Source organism: Roseburia rectibacter (assembly GCF_014287515.2).
Lineage (GTDB): Bacteria > Bacillota > Clostridia > Lachnospirales > Lachnospiraceae > Roseburia > Roseburia rectibacter.
Genome location: NZ_CP092473.1, coordinates 1,811,804 through 1,828,172 on the forward strand (window position 1 = coordinate 1,811,804; position 16,369 = coordinate 1,828,172).

Genomic DNA, 16,369 nt, shown 5'->3' on the forward strand with positions numbered 1-16,369 from the left:
GGATATGGGTAAAATTATAGAATAAGACTAAAAACAGGGAGAGGGAAGTTCATATGAGAGAGTATATGAAACCGATGTTAGTTACCAGTGATGAACTTGCAGAAGGGGTGTATCTGGCAAGTGGGGCAGGATGTTATACAGCATCTGCTTATATACATCAGACTCCGCAGGACGGAAGAGGAGATTACCGCATTCAGGTTAATGGTAAACATGATGCAGATCATACCAGGGAAGCACAGCAGTTGAACATTTCGTTTAACCAGCCGGTCAGTTATGTATCCGGTGGTACAGGATGTACATCAGGTGACGGAACAAGTTCCCTTTGCATTGCTTTGGGATATCATCAGAATCCGACGGATAATATTGGGTTTGGCGATCTGGTCGTACAGTCAGATGCAGGTCTTGCAATTACAGGGGTAAGTATTACAGACTAAGGGACAGATCCGGTAAGATAAAATAATAAATGAACTGAGGAATATAGAAGTAATCAACAGATATGAAAGACCAACGATCATCGCATATTAGGATACGGCAGAAGGCGTGTATCTTGCAAGCGGTGGTGCAAACGACCATGTAGCAAGCGGCATAAAATGTGACAGCCAGTATATGAACGGCAACTGGCAGGCACCGGACTATTCTTCATGGAATGGGGGTACCAGAGGTTACAGGCAGCAGTTCGGATGTCTGGGATGTCCGGCTAATACAGCTTCAGCTTGTGGACTTAAGACACATTACGTGGATTCCGGATACGCTGGAAGCTATGATACCGATAATGGAAACCGTAAGCCAACATGGGAAAAGAAAGGATACGGACCGGATGATACGGTAACGGATTGGTCTATGTAGAGCATATAGAAATCAGAACAGGGTTATCATATGGCATGTGTTTGGGCGATTATCTGACACATATCCATGTGGTAACCTCTTTTTTTCGTGGTACAGATTTGTTATAATAACCGGGAACGGAATGAAATGGAGATTATTATGTTAGACAGTCTGAGACATTATCATAAAAGGATCAAAGAGGGCGTATTAAAAGATATGTGGCGGGAAACTGTCTGGATCTATGAGTATGCGAGAAAGTACTGGAAACAGATGATTTTTTATACCCTTCTTGGTCTGTCGGGAACGGTCATTTCACTGATATCAAGTCTGATCTCAAGGGATATGGTCGATATTATCACTGGACAGCAGGCAGGACTTTTAGTGCGTACATTCTGTCTGTATATCGGATTTTCCATAGGAAATATGCTGATCTCACAGGTTACAAGTTATTTTTCCAATAAGATCAGTATCAGTGTGGACAATGATATCAAAGCAGATATTTTTGATAAAATGCTTGTGACGGATCTTGAAGAGATCCAGAAGTATCATACGGGTGATCTTCTGACACGCTGGAATTCTGATGCCTCCAACATTTCGAATGGTATTTTAAGCTGGATTCCAAATCTGGTCATCTATACGGTGCGATTCATCAGTACATTTGCACTTGTCTTTTACAATGATCCGATGTTTGCACTGCTTGCCATGCTTGGCATGCCGGTCAGCATGCTTATGTCGAAACGGATCTTAAAACGCATGAAGGGCAATAATGAAAAAAGTGCAGCCATGAATGCGAAGATGTCAGGATTTAACCAGGAAGCATTTTCTAATATACAGACGATCAAAGCATTTGATCTGGTGCGTCTCTACGGAGAACGGCTGCGCGGTCTGCAGAAAGAATACCTTAGCATGAAATTAGAGTTCCAGAAAATGTCCATGGCAACTTCGATCTTATTATCGGTTGTCGGGCTTGCAGTGTCATATAGCTGTTATGGATTTGGTATTTACCGTGTCTGGAGTGGTGCGATTTCCTATGGTACTATGACGATGTTTTTATCTTTATCCGGTTCGCTGACAGGAACATTAAATCAGCTTGTGTCGCTGGTACCGACGGCAATTTCACTGACCACATCTGCGGGAAGGCTGATGGATATCCTTGGAATGCCGAAAGAAGATTATTCGGATGCAGAACGTGTAGAAAAATTTTATGAGGAGAACAGGGAGCGTGGTATCGGTCTTTGTTTTTCTAAGATGTCTTATACCTACCACAATGGAACAAGAGTATTTACAGAAGCGGATTTTGAAGCACATCCACACGAGATCGTTGCGTTAGTGGGACCTTCCGGTGAAGGAAAAACAACACTTTTACGTATCATGCTTGCTCTGTTACATATACAAGGAGGTGCGGAGGATCTGGTGGGAGAGAAAACAGGAGAAGTACTTGCAATCACACCAGCAGCACGTCGGCTTTTTTCTTATGTACCACAGGGAAATACAATGTTTTCCGGAACAATTGCAGAGAATATGCGCAACGTCAGACCGGACGCTACGGATGATGAAATCAGAGAGGTCCTTATAGCAGCCTGCGCATGGGAGTTTGTGCAGAAACTGCCGGATGGAATATACAGCAGAGTAGGAGAGCGGGGAGGAGGATTTTCAGAGGGACAGGCGCAGCGCCTTTCCATCGCAAGGGCACTGCTTCGCCATGCGCCGATCTTGCTTTTAGATGAGGCAACAAGTGCACTTGATGTTGCAACAGAGCGAAAGGTTTTGAAAAATATTATGCAGACAGATGAGCCGCGCACCTGCATTGTGACCACACACCGTCCGACAGTATTATCAGTATGTGAGAGAGTGTATGGTATCCGTGAGCAGAAGTGTGTCGTGCTGACAACACAGGAAGTACAGAAAATGATGGATGATTTTTAAAAGAAAACAGCTCAGACAGACAAATCGATAGCTGCTTTCATGACGGCTGCAGCTTCGGGATCTTTGGTACAGTTCAACCGGAGAATCCGTGTCAGCGGGGCAAGTTTTTCTGCAAATGCAAGGCTTTTTAGCACCAGATCTTTTGTCCAGGTCGGAGAGATCATGCGCTGCACCAGACAAAGTGCCTGTTCATCCAGAGAGAGAAAATCGACACGGTTAAAAGGAGCCTGCTTTAAAAATACAATGCCGCCAAGTGGATAGGTCGTGGTGGTGTATATTTCAGAGGTTCCACACCAGGGCAGACCGTATACGCAAGGCATTCCGTTTTTTATGCCAAGGATGTTCAGATCTCCGTTTAAAACCGGAGTCTGGTACTGATTCATCCAGAGGTCTGCATGTGTGGATTTGCCGGTGCCGGAACTGCCGGAAAAGAGCCAGGCTTTGCCCTGATATAATATGGAAACCGAATGCAGGACAAAAAGGTCATGCCATGCTGCAACAATCAGGAAAGCAAAACGCAGTGCATGAAAGATATCATCTGCGTGGTTTGTGGTGTAGTCGTCGGTGCAGTAGAGGACGGCGGCGGAACCGTCTTTTTTTACACGCATTTCATGAATACCCCAGTGGGTGCCAAAGACAAAACGGTAAGTGTCTGTAACGTCGAAGATAGTAAGCTCGGCAGTACTAAGCAGCAGTGTTCCTTCTAAAAGCCCCGACGGCTTTCCGGTCTGTACCAGAATGGCCTGATCAGCCACAGCGGCTTCGCAGGAAAAATCTTTAAAATAAGTGTCAAACAAAACATCCGGACCGGACCATGAGAAGCAGAGAGTACCGATCTTAAAATATTTAAGTGCGTGATTGTCGGAAAAAAGTGCAGGAAAAGTATTGCCGGTCCAGACATGATCCGGGCAGGCAGTTTGTGTCAGTGTATTGTCAGAAAGCATGCCAAGTTTTTTTAAGGTGGAAAGATAACTGTCCAAGTCAGATTCGAACTGTGGCAGCATAGTTTCATCTGCATTATAGTAGTTTTTCATGATTGACAAAAGTGTGCTTTTATCCGCACCGGTGGAGAGAGTGTCCCATAAAAGGGCACCAGACTCATTCAGACGCAGAGAACGGGCATGGTCAGCAATTTTCTGCCCATAGGGAAGAACATAGGGAACAGAGGAAAGTGTTGTTTTAAAAAATCCGTCAGATATTTTCATATGGCTGCGGCTCCTTTACATGAAAATGAATTGGAAATATTATAGCATTAGCAAAATGGAAATGCTACAATATTTCCGGATGTCATGAAATTAAAAAAGACGGAGTGATTTTAACGGGGGGAATGTAATGAAGTACGATATCGAGCAGTTATTAGAAGCGGGGGAAGTAATACAGATTTATCCCGAAGGATATAGTATGTACCCGATGTTTGTACCGGGGCGGGATGCTGCAGTCATAAAAAAGGCAGATGTAAAAAAAATTCGGCGTGCAGATGTCGTGTTATATCGCAGAAAAGGAAGTATCCTGGTTTTACACCGTGTCGTAAAATGCAGGGATGGTCAGTTTTATATGGTCGGTGATAATCAGATGGAGATAGAAGGACCGGTGCAGGAAGACCAGATAAAGGGGATTCTAACTGCATTTGTAAGAAATGGACACCGCATCAGCGTGAAAAATCCATTTTATGTAATTTTATCAGGTATGTGGCTGCTGCTGCGACCGGTGAGAGGGATATTTTGGTCATTTACTGCATGGGTGCGAAAGCTGCATATAAATAAATTTATACAAAAATAAATAAAATATATAAAAAAAGCAAATGTTTCTGCCGGGGTGTTGCTTTTTTCCAAAAGTTATGTTAGACTCAGGAAGTTGCAGTAATATCGAGTGTTCGAGACCTTCCACTCGTAAAACAAAACTAAAGGAGAAACAAATGAGAAACAAAAAAGTATTACTTATCGTGCAAGCTGCACTTATCGCAGCTATCTATGTTGTACTGACTTATTTTATCAGTGCATTCAATCTTGCTTCCGGCGCAATTCAGGTCAGGATTTCCGAGGCACTTACCATTTTACCAGTATTTACACCGGCAGCTATTCCGGGACTTTTTATAGGATGCCTGCTCAGCAATCTGCTCACCGGCTGCATGCCGCTTGATGTTGTGTTTGGCAGTCTTGCGACACTGATCGGGGCATGTGGAACTTATGCGTTAAGAAAGCACAAATGGCTGGCTCCGTTACCACCGATCGTGGCAAATACGATCATTGTACCGTTTGTTCTGGCATATGTGTACATGGCAGAGGGGACGATCCCATTCTTTATGTTGACTGTCGGAATCGGCGAAGTGATTTCCTGCTATGTGTTAGGTATGATCTTATATAAAGTGTTAAATAATTACCGCAGTGTGATCTTTAAAAACGAAGATTAGTGAGGGCAGAAAAGGAGTACTGATTATAAGTGCAGCTTGTGATCAGTACTCTTTTTTTGTCAATTTTGATGAACCTTCTTCTGATGTTTGTGCAAAAGTGTACAAAAGAAACCGGAATTTTGAAAGAATTTTGTGAAAGAAGTTTCGCAAAAACAAAAAATATCAATTTTGAAGGAAAGTAGATTCAGTATCGGGTAAAATCGTTGAAAAAACCGGAAATTCGGGGTATAAAATTTATATCACAGAGGATCCCAAAGGTGATGTGAAAGGAGTAAGAGAATGGAAGCGCAGTTTGAGAATTTGCGAAGCAAGCTGATTGTATCGTGTCAGGCACTAGAAGATGAACCTTTACATTCATCATTTATTATGGGGCGGATGGCCAAAGCCGCATATGAGGGTGGAGCAGCAGGAATTCGGGCAAATACGGTAGAAGATATTCTTGAGATAAGAAAGAATGTTTCACTTCCAATCATCGGTATTATCAAGGAGGTGTATGACAATTCAGAAGTATATATTACACCGACCTTAAAAGAGGTAGATGCATTGATGGAGATAAAACCAGAAATTATTGCAGTGGATGCAACAAAGCGCATCAGACCAGATGGAACTTATCTGAAAGAATTTTTTGAAAAAGTGAAAGAAAAATATCCGGATCAAAAATTTATGGCAGACTGTTCAACGGTGGAGGAAGCATTATTTGCAGATGAAATTGGATTTGATTTTATTGGAACAACACTTGTGGGATATACGCCGTACAGCGTAAATGACAAAATTGAACAGAATGATTTTGAAATTATACGCAAGATATTAAAACAGGTACATCATCCGGTAATTGCTGAGGGAAATATCGATGTGCCGCAGAAAGCCAGACGAGTAGTTGAACTTGGATGTTATAGTGTCGTTGTGGGTGGGGCGATTACAAGACCGCAGCTCATCACGAAAAAGTTTACAAATGCACTGATTGAAGGAGGAGAATAGGTATGCAGACGTTACAGGTAATAGTAATTTTGGCAATCTTCTTAGCGGGAGTTGCTCTTATGATGACAAAAAAGATGCCAGCGATTTTAGCACTTCCATGTATGGGAATTTTAATCGCAGTAGTAGCAGGAGTTCCATTTATATCAAGTGATGCAGAAACACAGAGTATTACTTCTTATGTAATTGCAGGTGGAGCATCCCGTCTTGCGAGCACCATTATTGTTACCGTATTTGGTGCAATTTTTGCAAAAGTAATTCAGAAAGAGGGAATTTCAGATGCCATTATCCGTAAGGCAGCAGAGCTGGCAGGGGATAAGCCGGTTATGATCGCTTTGGCACTGACTGCTGCAACGGCACTGATCTTTACTGCTATGAGTGGTGCAGGTCCTGTTATTATGGTCGCTCAGATTGCAATTCCGCTGTTACTGTCTGCGGGAATTGAGCCGATCGTGGCAGCAAGTCTCGTACTTTTTGGATTAAACATTGGACTTCTTTTTAATGTATCGCAGTACCAGATTTATGTAGATACCATTGGAATGGATATGGAGGTTATTAAAACATCTTCCATCGTGATGGGACTGATCTGTGCGGTTGTGACGGTTGCATATATTTTAATCAATGTAAATAAAAAGACAGTCAGAAGTACATGGGCAATGAATGCTGGAACCAACTCTAAAAAGGTTAATCCGGTTGCCATGCTGATGCCGCTTCTTCCTATCGTACTGGTATTTTTCTTTAAGTGGAATGCGGAGACAAGCTTGGTGGTAGCAATTATTGTAACAGCATTAATTACGAAGCCGTCTTCAAGTATTCAGGTTCTTTCAAGCTCCATGGTAGAGGGAATTAAGGATGTGGCAGGAGTCATCGGTCTGATGATTGGTATTGGAATTCTTTTAAATGGAGTGGCAGCACAGAAAACATCTGCTCTGATGCAGCCAATCATTAGTGTGATTCTTCCATCAAACCCGATTATGTACATTGTAATTTTTACAGTTCTTTCTCCACTGGCTCTGTATCGTGGACCGTTAAATATGTACGGTCTTGGCTCTGGTCTCGCAAATATTTTCCTGACAGCAGGAAAACTGAGTGCACCAGCAGTTGGTATGGCACTTCGTAGTACCAGCGTGGTACAGTGTGTATCAGACCCGACAAACACACAGAATGTCATCGTAGCAGATTATGCAAAAGTCGATGTTAATGATATTTTGAAATCAACACTTCCATACACCATGGTAATGGCACTTGGAATCTTGATTTACGCAGCAGTAGCATTATTCTAAACAGTAAGGATCATTCAAGGAGGGTATGTTTCACATATGGATAACAGAAAGGTAAGGATCGGAATCGATGTCGGAGGAACATTTACGGATGCCGTAGTCGTAGATAATGAGACCTATGAGGTCATTGCAAAAGAAAAAGTGCCGACGACACATCATGCCGAGCGCGGTGTGGCGCAGGGAATCATTGAGGCGATCAATACGGTACTCACAAAAAATGGAATTTCTCCGGATAATGTTATATTTATCGCACATGGAACCACACAGGCAACCAATGCCCTGTTAGAGGGAGATGTGGCACGTGTTGGTATTGTTGGCATGGGAAGTGGTATGGAGGCAGAACGTTCCCGCAAGGAGACGACAGTCGGAAATATCGAGCTGGCACCGGGAAAATATTTATATACAGAGCATGAATTTATAGATGCAGCCTCACTTACCGATGAGGCTGTAAAAGAGGCAATCGATGCACTGAAACTGAAAAATGTGGAGGTGATCGTGGCTTCGGAGAGTTACTCTGTTGATAATCCGGAAAATGAGCAGAAAGTTATTGGCCTGGCGGTAAAAGAAGGACTGGTCGCTACAGGTGGACATGAGATCTCCCAGCTTTACGGACTGCAGGCGAGGACGAGGACAGCAGCAGTCAATGCGGCATTGATCCCCAAAATGATGGAGACTGCCAACATGACGGAAAATGCGGTAAAAGATTCCGGTATTAAAAAACCGCTGATGATCATGCGCTGTGATGGCGGCGTCATGAGTATCGATGAGGTGCGGAAGAGACCGATTCTTACGATGCTATCCGGCCTGGCAGCAGGTGTGGCAGGAGCACTGATGTATGAAAAACTGACAGATGGCATTTTCCTTGAGGCAGGTGGAACATCGACCGATATTTCAGCGATCAAAGATGGCAAGGTTATGATCAAAAATGCACAGATCGGGGGAAGAAAGTTATATCTGACTTCTTTGGATGTGCGTACACTTGGAATTGCCGGAGGCAGTATGATCGTGGTGCGTGGAGGTAAGATCGCAGATGTCGGACCAAGATCCGCACATATCGCAGAGAAAGAGTATGAGGTCTTTACTGACACCGATAAGATGAAGAATCCAAAGATAGAGCTGATCGCACCGCGCGAGGACGATACATCGGATTATGCGGTTGTTGCCTGTGCAAATGGCGAGAGCTATGCGCTTACACTGGCAGGTGCCGCAAATATTCTGGGTTATGTGCCGGCGGATGACTATGCTGCCGGAAATGTGGAATCAGCGAAGATCGCATGGGGGGCATTGGCATCTATGACGGGGAGCACGGTGGAAGAACTGTGCCGTCAGGCAATGGATATTGCGATGACGAAAGTTGGCGAGATTGTAAAACAACTGATTGCAGATTATAATCTGAATCCGAACCTGATCTGTCTGGTCGGTGGTGGTGGTTCGGCGTCGGTTGTCGTACCATATTTGGGAGAAAAAATGGGAATCCGGCATAAGATTGCGGAAAATGCACCGTACATTTCTACGATCGGTGTCTCTCTGGCACTTGTGCGTGAGCAGATGGAGCGAAATGTTGCAAACCCTACGGATGAGGATATCCGTAAAATCCGCCATGATATTATGGAAGTGATCACCAGGGCAGGCGCAGATGCAGCAACGGTTGATATTTCGATTGAAATCGACAGCCAGAAAAATATTTTAAGAGCGATCGCAACAGGAGCGACAGAGCTGCGTACCAAGGACCGCAATGCAAAGACCATCTCGGAGGAAGAACAGAAGCAGATTTTAGCGGATGCCGAGAAGACAACGACAGATATGGTTGAGCGGGCAGCAGCGGCAGGAAGATGGCATGCGTACTATGTAAATGTGGCAAAAGGCGGCTTTCTAGGATTATTTAAATCAAAGAAAAAACTGGTGCGCATGATCGATGAGGAAGGCGTTATACGTCTTCAGAAAAATATTGCAAAAATTGGAGTATTTCACAAAGATCAGATTGGAACAGATTTCATGGAATTTGTGGACAGTATGACACAGTATACGGACGCTGGTGCGACATTGCCGAAAACGTACTTATTTTTTGGTCAGAAAATGAGTGATTTAAGTGGTGTCTTAAACAAAGAGCAGCTGCTCGGTCTAGCTGAGATGGAACTGGAATTTGTTGAGGATGATCAGGAAATTATTGCAGTCGCTGCAAAGGATTGAGACAATGTATGATCTTAAATCAATAACAGAAGAACAATATGCGATGATGGAACTGATGAATGACCGGCTGGCACCCTGTATCCCGAAGGAGAAATGCAGGGATTATGTGACGGAAGCGATCGCATGCGGACAGGAGGCATTTGAGCAGTATAAAGATGCGGATATTATGGCAATACTGGTGAATTCCGGTGTTGCCATTCTGCAGGATGAACGGGAATTTACACATCATGGGCAAAACTATGAGGTATGGGCGCAGATCACCTGTGGCGGGAAGGAAAAAAAGATTGAACTTTTTATGCCGGATCTGCGCAGAAAGCAACAGATTCTGAAGGAAAACGGAGTGGAGACAGGGGAACAGTGGCTCATAAAGCTGCATCTTGCGCATGAGTTTTATCATTTTCTGGAATTTACAACGCTTGGGAAAGTCGGTATGCGGCTTGATCCTGTGCAGAAAAAGACGATTTTTGGTACGGTGCAAAGACCGCTTACAACAGTCAGCGAGATCGCTGCACACAGTTTTGCGGGAAGATATATGAAGAGTGAGATTCTTCCACAGATGACAGATTATATGGTAATGCTGTCGGAAGGCATATTGCCGGAAGAGACATTGCGGGAACGGATGCAGGAAGCAGAAGAACGATTACGGAAAAATGAGGGTGGAAAACAGAATGTATCAATGGGATAAAATAAAGGTGATTGGAAACTACGACACAGTTGTAGTTGGCGGTGGCACTGCCGGGGCGGCAGCGGGAATCCGTGCGGCAAAAGAAGGAAACAGGGTTTTGATCGTGGAAAAAAGCCTTGCACTTGGCGGGGCGGCTGTCAATGCGCTGGTGAATCCGATGATGGAGTCTTTTGTTGAACATGGAGAGATATTTCATGAGATTGAGAGACGCCTGAAAGAAAAAGGGGTCACTACCAGAGATGGCATTATGGAATATGTACATTCCACAGCAGAGGCAAAAGCACTTGTGTTAGAGGAGATGTTTCTGGAATATGGAGGCGGGATATTATATGATGCAGTGCTGACCGACTGTCAGGTAAAAGATCAGAAAATTGAAAAGATTTTTGTGACGACTGAGGAAGGTGTATATGCGATAGAGGCAGAACAATTTGTTGACGCCACCGGGGATGCGGTTCTTTCAAGAATGGCGGGAGTAGCATATACCGCCGGGGATGAGAACGGAAATAACCAGATGACATCGCTGCGTTTTGAGATGGGTGGCATTGATGTCGAAAAATACCGGGCATACTGTTTGTCTTTAAATGATGAATTTTCTCCGCTGGTAAAAGGATACTTTTTTGAATCTGCAATGGTGCGGAATAAGAATTTTAAACTTGAACCGGTTTTTCGAAAAGGGGTGGAACTTGGATATCTGAAAGAGGAAGATCTCGTTTACTACCAGTGTTTTTCCATTCCAGATCAGCCGGGTTGTATGACATTTAACTGTCCGCATATCAGTAGTATGAAGAAGAATACCGATGTGTGGGCACGGAGCAGAGCTGTAACGGAAGGACATCAGATGATCTTCCGGCTGGTTTCATTTTTAAAGGCATGTATGCCGGGATTTGAACATGCGTATCTGATTCGGGAAGCATCAGCACTCGGTGTCCGGGAATCCTACCGTATTGTCGGAAAATATGTGCTGAGTGAAGACGATTACATAAAGAGAGCCAGATTCGAAGATGCGGTGGCAAAAGGAGACTGGTATATTGATGTACACTCTGCAACGAAAGGACTTGTCCATATGGAGAAGTATCAGAGGGGAGAATACTATGAGATTCCATACCGGTGTCTTATCAATGAGCAGGTCGACAATCTGTTAACAATCGGCAGATGTATTTCTACAACATTTCTGGCTCAGGCGAGTATCCGTATCCAGCCGACGGTGATTGATATGGGAGATGCGGCAGGAAAGGCATGTGCGGATGCACATACAAAGCAGACTGCACTGAGTAAGTTTGAGGGGAAAAATTTGATATAATGGATACCGTTGTCCTCACAGATTGTTTGTGTTTTGCGTGAAAAAAGAATATAATGGGAACATTATTGTAATAAAACAGGAACAGGTGATGGAACCTTGAAGAATAGCAGATATATAATTTTTAACCAGAATGAGACGAAAGGCCAGATTGAGGCTGCGCAGTCGGATATGACGCAGGTAGAGCACACGATTGCCAATTATTTTCTAAATAATGAGGAGCTGACAGATTTTTCATCCAAGCGGATATCAGCACTGCTCTATGTATCCGAGGCAACATTGTCACGCTTTGCAAAAAAATGTGGATTTAAGGGATACCGTGAATTTATTTTTGCATACGAAAAGGACTTAAAAGAGGAAAAAAATGGAACAGTCAGTGAGAAAGATATCAGTCTGTTTACCAAGAAGGTACAGAGCAGTTATCAGAAGCTGCTGCAGGAAAATTTTAAATTGCTTGATGAGAACCAGATCCGCCGGATTGCCGGACTGTTAAATGTAAGCCGGCGTGTGTTTGTCTATGGAATGGGAAGTTCCGGCAATGTCGCAGAGGAATTTCAGCTCCGTTTTATGAGGATCGGACTGGATGTGACTGCGGTAACAGATTCACAGATGATACAGATGAGTGCAGCACTGGTTGAGGAGAGGATGCTTGTCATTGCAATTTCTCTCAGTGGAACGACGAGAGAGATTGTGGAAAGTATCCGCATCGCAAAAAGCAGAAATGCAAAAGTAATCTTTATCACTGCGAATCCGGCACCGGAGACGGCGGCAAGATGTGATGAAGTGTTAAGGGTTGCCTATCTGAAAAACCTGGATACAGGTACGAAAATTTCACCACAGTTTTCGATTCTGGTCATGATCGATATTTTGTATTCGTATTATTTTGCAAATGATTCGTATTTTAAGGCACAGAAATATAAAGAGACTTTATCTGCCATACAAGGAAAACATAAGGGTGCAATGGAAGATGTAAAAAAGGAGAAAATCCGGAATGAGTAACGGAAAAACATATTTGGGTGTGGATATAGGTGGTACATCCGTAAAACTTGGGCTTGTAGATGAACAGGGTGTAATCCGGTATAGTGAGGCTTACGATGTTGCATTTGACAGGTATGAGACACCGATTCTTAAGACAGTTTTAAAAAGTATGAAATTGTTTCTTGCGGAACACGAGGTGACGGAACAGGAGCTGGCGGGAATTGGTGTGTCGGCTACCGGCGGCATTGATACGGTAAATGGTGTTGTCATCGGATCAGCAGGGCATATTCAAAACTGGGAAGGAAGCCGGATCAAAGAGGAGATGGAAAAAATGTTTCATCTCCCGACGACGGTATTGAACGATGCCAATGCGGCGGCTCTTGGAGAAATGTGGATCGGAGCTGCAGCAGACCGTCGGAATGTTATTGTAATGACGGTTGGGACTGGTGTTGGAGGTGGAATCATTGTAGATTCTAAGATCCTTCTGGGCGCAAATGGTCTTGCCGGTGAGATCGGACATATTGTGATAAACAGTGATGGTGAGCTGTGTTCGTGTGGCAATCATGGCTGTATGGAGCATTATGGTTCAACCACTGCTCTGATTCGCAGAGTCAGAGATGCGGCATCCTGCGGGAAGATAATACTTCCGGAAGAACAGGAACTGGACGGAAGATTTATTTTTTCGGAAGCAGAAAAGGGCAGCACTGCAATGTTGGAACTGCTTGATTCCTGGATCGATGACATTGCCTCCGGTCTGGTCGGACTGGTTCATATCTTTAATCCCGAACTGATTTTGATTGGTGGGGGAGTCTCGGCACAAAAGGAGCTGTTTATTGACCGTCTGAGGGAAAAAGTGATGGCAAGATGTATGCCTCATTTTGTGAAGCATCTTGAACTAAAGGCGGCTGAACTTGGAAATGATGCAGGCTTGATTGGAGCAGTATATTATTGTATACAACAGAATATTCTGTAGCATAAAACAATAGAATGCACGCTCTGCGAACATTCTATTGTCATGAATTAATCGCGTGAGCCGAAATAATGAGTTTTGGCTCACGCGATTATGTTTTGTAAGAATTTATCGTTATCTAAGAGCTGCTTCATCTGCAACGATGGAAACATTTGGATGGAGCTGTAAGATGGAAGCCGGAACCTGTGGTGTGATCGGACCATAGATTGTCTTGTAAAGTGCGTCGGCTTTATCAGCACCACTTACAACTAAAAGGATGCGTTTTGCAAACATGATACTTCTGATTCCCATTGTGATTGCCTTGCGGGGAACGTCATTAATGCTGGAAAATAATCTTGCATTTGCCTCAATGGTGTTTTGGGATAAGTGAACGAGATGTGTGCCTGCGGTATAGGAATCGGACGGCTCGTTAAAACCGATGTGTCCATTATGACCGAGCCCAAGAAGCTGTAAGTCAATGCCGCCTAAAGATCCTATCATGGAATCATAAGTGTTACATTCAGTCTCGATATCCAAAGCGGTTCCATCTGGCAGATGAACCTTTTCTGCATTAATGTTGACTTTAGAGAACAGATGTTTATTCATAAAATAGTGGTAACTGTTCGGATCGTTGGCAGCAAGTCCTAAATATTCGTCAAGATTTATGGTTGATACTTTTGAAAAGTCAAGATCCCCCTTTTGATACCATTCAATGAGCTGATCATAAGTACCAATCGGTGAAGAACCGGTTGCCAGCCCAAGGACGCTGTCTGGTTTCTGGATGATCTGTGCGGAAATGATATTTGCAGCTCGGCGGCTTACGGCGGCATAGTCTTTTTCCTTATAAATGTTCATGTGATAATTTCCTTTCTGTATCATTTGTTTATGATAGGATTATTATAGAAAGTGAAACAGAACTAGTCAAAAGAATCGGGGCAAATGGAAAGTACTTTCATAAAACAAGGAATTGCGGTAAGGGTTTTGCTTGAGAAATAGTTAAATTATGATATAATAGACGAGAAAAGGACTAATTTAGACAGAAATACTTTGGAAAGGAAAATACAATGAAGAAAATCTTAGATTTGATTACGGATGAAGTGACCAAAGCATTCACAGACTGTGGTTATGATGCAAAATATGGAAAGGTTACTTTATCTAACAGACCGGATCTTTGTGAATATCAGTGCAACGGCGCAATGGCAGCTGCAAAAGAGTACAAAAAAGCACCGTTTATGATCGCAGATGAGGTTGCAGCAAAACTTGCAGAGACATCCATGTTTTCCATGGCAGAATCCGTAAAACCGGGATTCTTAAATTTAAAACTGGATGAGACATTTTTAGCATCCTATGTGGCAGACATGCAGGCAGATGAGGGACGTTTTGGATGTGAAAAAGCAGAAAATCCAAAGACCATCATGATCGATTACGGCGGACCGAACGTGGCAAAACCATTGCATGTCGGTCATTTACGTTCCGCGATCATCGGAGAGAGCATCAAAAGAATTGGTAAATTTGTCGGACATAAGGTGATCGGAGACGTACATTTAGGAGACTGGGGACTGCAGATGGGACTGATCATCACCGAGTTAAAGCTGCGCCAGCCGGATCTTGTCTACTTCGATGAAAACTTTGAGGGGGAATATCCGAAAGAAGCACCGTTTACGATTTCTGAATTGGAGGAGATCTATCCGACCGCAAGTAAAAAGTCAAAAGAGGATGAGGCATACAAAGAGGCAGCCATGCAGGCAACTTATGAGCTGCAGAATGGAAGAAAGGGCTATCAGGCATTACTTTCCCATATCTTAAACGTGTCTGTGACAGACTTAAAGAAAAACTATGAGAACTTGAACGTATCTTTTGAACTCTGGAAAGGTGAGTCTGATGCGCAGCCTTATATTCCGGCAATGGTGCAGAAAATGAAAGATGACGGCTTTGCCTATGTCAGTGACGGAGCACTGGTCGTCGATGTAAAAGAAGACACCGATACGAAAGAGATCCCGCCTTGTATGATCTTAAAATCAGACGGTGCATCCCTCTACAATACGACCGATCTTGCAACGATCGTATGGCGTGAGGAAGATTATGACCCGGACGAGATCATTTATGTGGTAGATAAGAGACAGGAACTTCATTTCGTACAGGTATTCCGCTGCGCAAGAAAGACCGGACTGGTAAAACCTGAGACAGAGTTAAAATTCTTAGGATTCGGTACCATGAATGGCAAAGACGGAAAGCCGTTTAAGACCAGAGATGGCGGTGTTATGCGTCTGGAATATCTGGTATCTGAGATCGACAATGAAATGTTGAAGAAGATTACCGAGAACCAGAAATCCAAAGAAAATCTTGGAATCAGTGAGGAAGAGGCAAAGGAGACCGCAAAGACGGTTGCACTTGCAGCAATCAAATATGGAGATCTTTCCAATCAGGCAGGCAAAGATTATATTTTTGATATTGACCGGTTCACCTCCTTTGAGGGAAATACCGGACCATATATCCTGTATACGATCGTTCGTATCAAATCCATTCTGCACAAATATCATGATTTAGGAAAGAGCGCCAAAGACGCTGTGATCACGGCGGCACATTCTGAGAGTGAGAAAAATCTGATGTTAGAACTTGCTAAATTTAATGCAGTGATCGAAAGTGCATTTGTGGATACGGCACCACATAAGATCTGCTCCTATATTTATGATCTTGCTAATGCATTTAACAGTTTTTATCATGAGACAAAGATCATGTCAGAGGAAGATGAAATGGTTCAGAAATCCTATATCCGTGTGTTAGAACTGACAAAGTCTGTGCTTGAGACAAGTATTGATCTGCTTGGATTCTCTGCACCGGAGCGTATGTAGGA

15 protein-coding genes are annotated in these 16,369 nt (G+C 43.5%); 13 read left to right on the forward strand and 2 right to left on the reverse strand.

What is annotated here, in order from left to right:
* Nucleotides 1–53 precede the first annotated feature (53 nt).
* From H8S51_RS08530 to H8S51_RS08540, 3 genes are all read left to right on the forward strand, one after another.
* Nucleotides 54–434, forward strand: coding sequence for a hypothetical protein (locus H8S51_RS08530; protein ID WP_117919237.1), 381 nt, complete (start codon nt 54–56; stop codon nt 432–434).
* A gap of 106 nt (nt 435–540) precedes the next feature.
* Complete coding sequence (locus tag H8S51_RS08535; protein ID WP_241070976.1) at nt 541–846, forward strand: hypothetical protein; 306 nt, start codon at nt 541–543, stop codon at nt 844–846.
* Between the two features lie 138 nt (nt 847–984).
* Nucleotides 985–2,751: an ABC transporter ATP-binding protein gene (locus H8S51_RS08540; protein ID WP_117919239.1), complete on the forward strand. Its 1,767-nt coding sequence runs from the start codon at nt 985–987 to the stop codon at nt 2,749–2,751.
* A gap of 11 nt (nt 2,752–2,762) precedes the next feature.
* On the opposite strand, the gene H8S51_RS08545 is transcribed toward H8S51_RS08540, so the two are convergent.
* The gene (locus H8S51_RS08545) at nt 2,763–3,956 is read right to left on the reverse strand and encodes a PqqD family protein (protein ID WP_186899559.1); all 1,194 of its coding nucleotides are present in this window, start codon (nt 3,954–3,956) and stop codon (nt 2,763–2,765) included.
* Nucleotides 3,957–4,083: 127 nt separating this feature from the next.
* Between H8S51_RS08545 and H8S51_RS08550 the strand changes: the two genes are divergently transcribed.
* The 9 genes from H8S51_RS08550 (at nt 4,084) to H8S51_RS08590 (ending at nt 13,539) form a co-directional block, all read left to right on the forward strand.
* Nucleotides 4,084–4,530, forward strand: coding sequence for a S24/S26 family peptidase (locus tag H8S51_RS08550; protein WP_186899560.1), 447 nt, complete (start codon nt 4,084–4,086; stop codon nt 4,528–4,530).
* A 136-nt stretch (nt 4,531–4,666) separates the two neighbouring features.
* On the forward strand, nt 4,667–5,161 hold the full coding sequence (locus tag H8S51_RS08555) for a QueT transporter family protein (RefSeq protein WP_015520593.1): 495 nt from the start codon (nt 4,667–4,669) through the stop codon (nt 5,159–5,161).
* Nucleotides 5,162–5,440: 279 nt separating this feature from the next.
* Nucleotides 5,441–6,139: an N-acetylmannosamine-6-phosphate 2-epimerase gene (locus tag H8S51_RS08560; RefSeq protein ID WP_015520595.1), complete on the forward strand. Its 699-nt coding sequence runs from the start codon at nt 5,441–5,443 to the stop codon at nt 6,137–6,139.
* Between the two features lie 2 nt (nt 6,140–6,141).
* Nucleotides 6,142–7,419: a transporter gene (locus tag H8S51_RS08565; protein WP_118208963.1), complete on the forward strand. Its 1,278-nt coding sequence runs from the start codon at nt 6,142–6,144 to the stop codon at nt 7,417–7,419.
* Nucleotides 7,420–7,455: 36 nt separating this feature from the next.
* Nucleotides 7,456–9,606, forward strand: coding sequence for a hydantoinase/oxoprolinase family protein (locus H8S51_RS08570; RefSeq protein ID WP_118208962.1), 2,151 nt, complete (start codon nt 7,456–7,458; stop codon nt 9,604–9,606).
* A gap of 4 nt (nt 9,607–9,610) precedes the next feature.
* The gene (locus H8S51_RS08575) at nt 9,611–10,291 is read left to right on the forward strand and encodes a hypothetical protein (protein ID WP_241070977.1); all 681 of its coding nucleotides are present in this window, start codon (nt 9,611–9,613) and stop codon (nt 10,289–10,291) included.
* The gene (locus H8S51_RS08580) at nt 10,275–11,591 is read left to right on the forward strand and encodes an FAD-dependent oxidoreductase (RefSeq protein WP_015560674.1); all 1,317 of its coding nucleotides are present in this window, start codon (nt 10,275–10,277) and stop codon (nt 11,589–11,591) included. Before H8S51_RS08575 ends, H8S51_RS08580 begins: the two co-directional genes overlap by 17 nt.
* 96 nt (nt 11,592–11,687) lie before the next feature.
* A complete protein-coding gene (locus H8S51_RS08585) occupies nt 11,688–12,587 on the forward strand; it encodes a MurR/RpiR family transcriptional regulator (RefSeq protein ID WP_117919254.1) in 900 nt (299 codons plus the stop codon).
* Complete coding sequence (locus tag H8S51_RS08590) at nt 12,580–13,539, forward strand: ROK family protein (protein WP_117919256.1); 960 nt, start codon at nt 12,580–12,582, stop codon at nt 13,537–13,539. Before H8S51_RS08585 ends, H8S51_RS08590 begins: the two co-directional genes overlap by 8 nt.
* 111 nt (nt 13,540–13,650) lie before the next feature.
* Here the strand turns inward: H8S51_RS08590 and nagB are convergent, their stop codons facing one another.
* Nucleotides 13,651–14,370 carry a glucosamine-6-phosphate deaminase gene (nagB, locus tag H8S51_RS08595; protein WP_117919258.1) on the reverse strand — a complete coding sequence of 240 codons (720 nt, stop codon included), beginning with the start codon at nt 14,368–14,370 and terminating at the stop codon, nt 13,651–13,653.
* A 209-nt stretch (nt 14,371–14,579) separates the two neighbouring features.
* On the opposite strand from nagB, the gene argS reads away from it, so the two are divergent.
* A complete protein-coding gene (gene argS, locus H8S51_RS08600) occupies nt 14,580–16,367 on the forward strand; it encodes an arginine--tRNA ligase (protein ID WP_117919260.1) in 1,788 nt (595 codons plus the stop codon).
* Nucleotides 16,368–16,369: the final 2 nt, after the last annotated feature.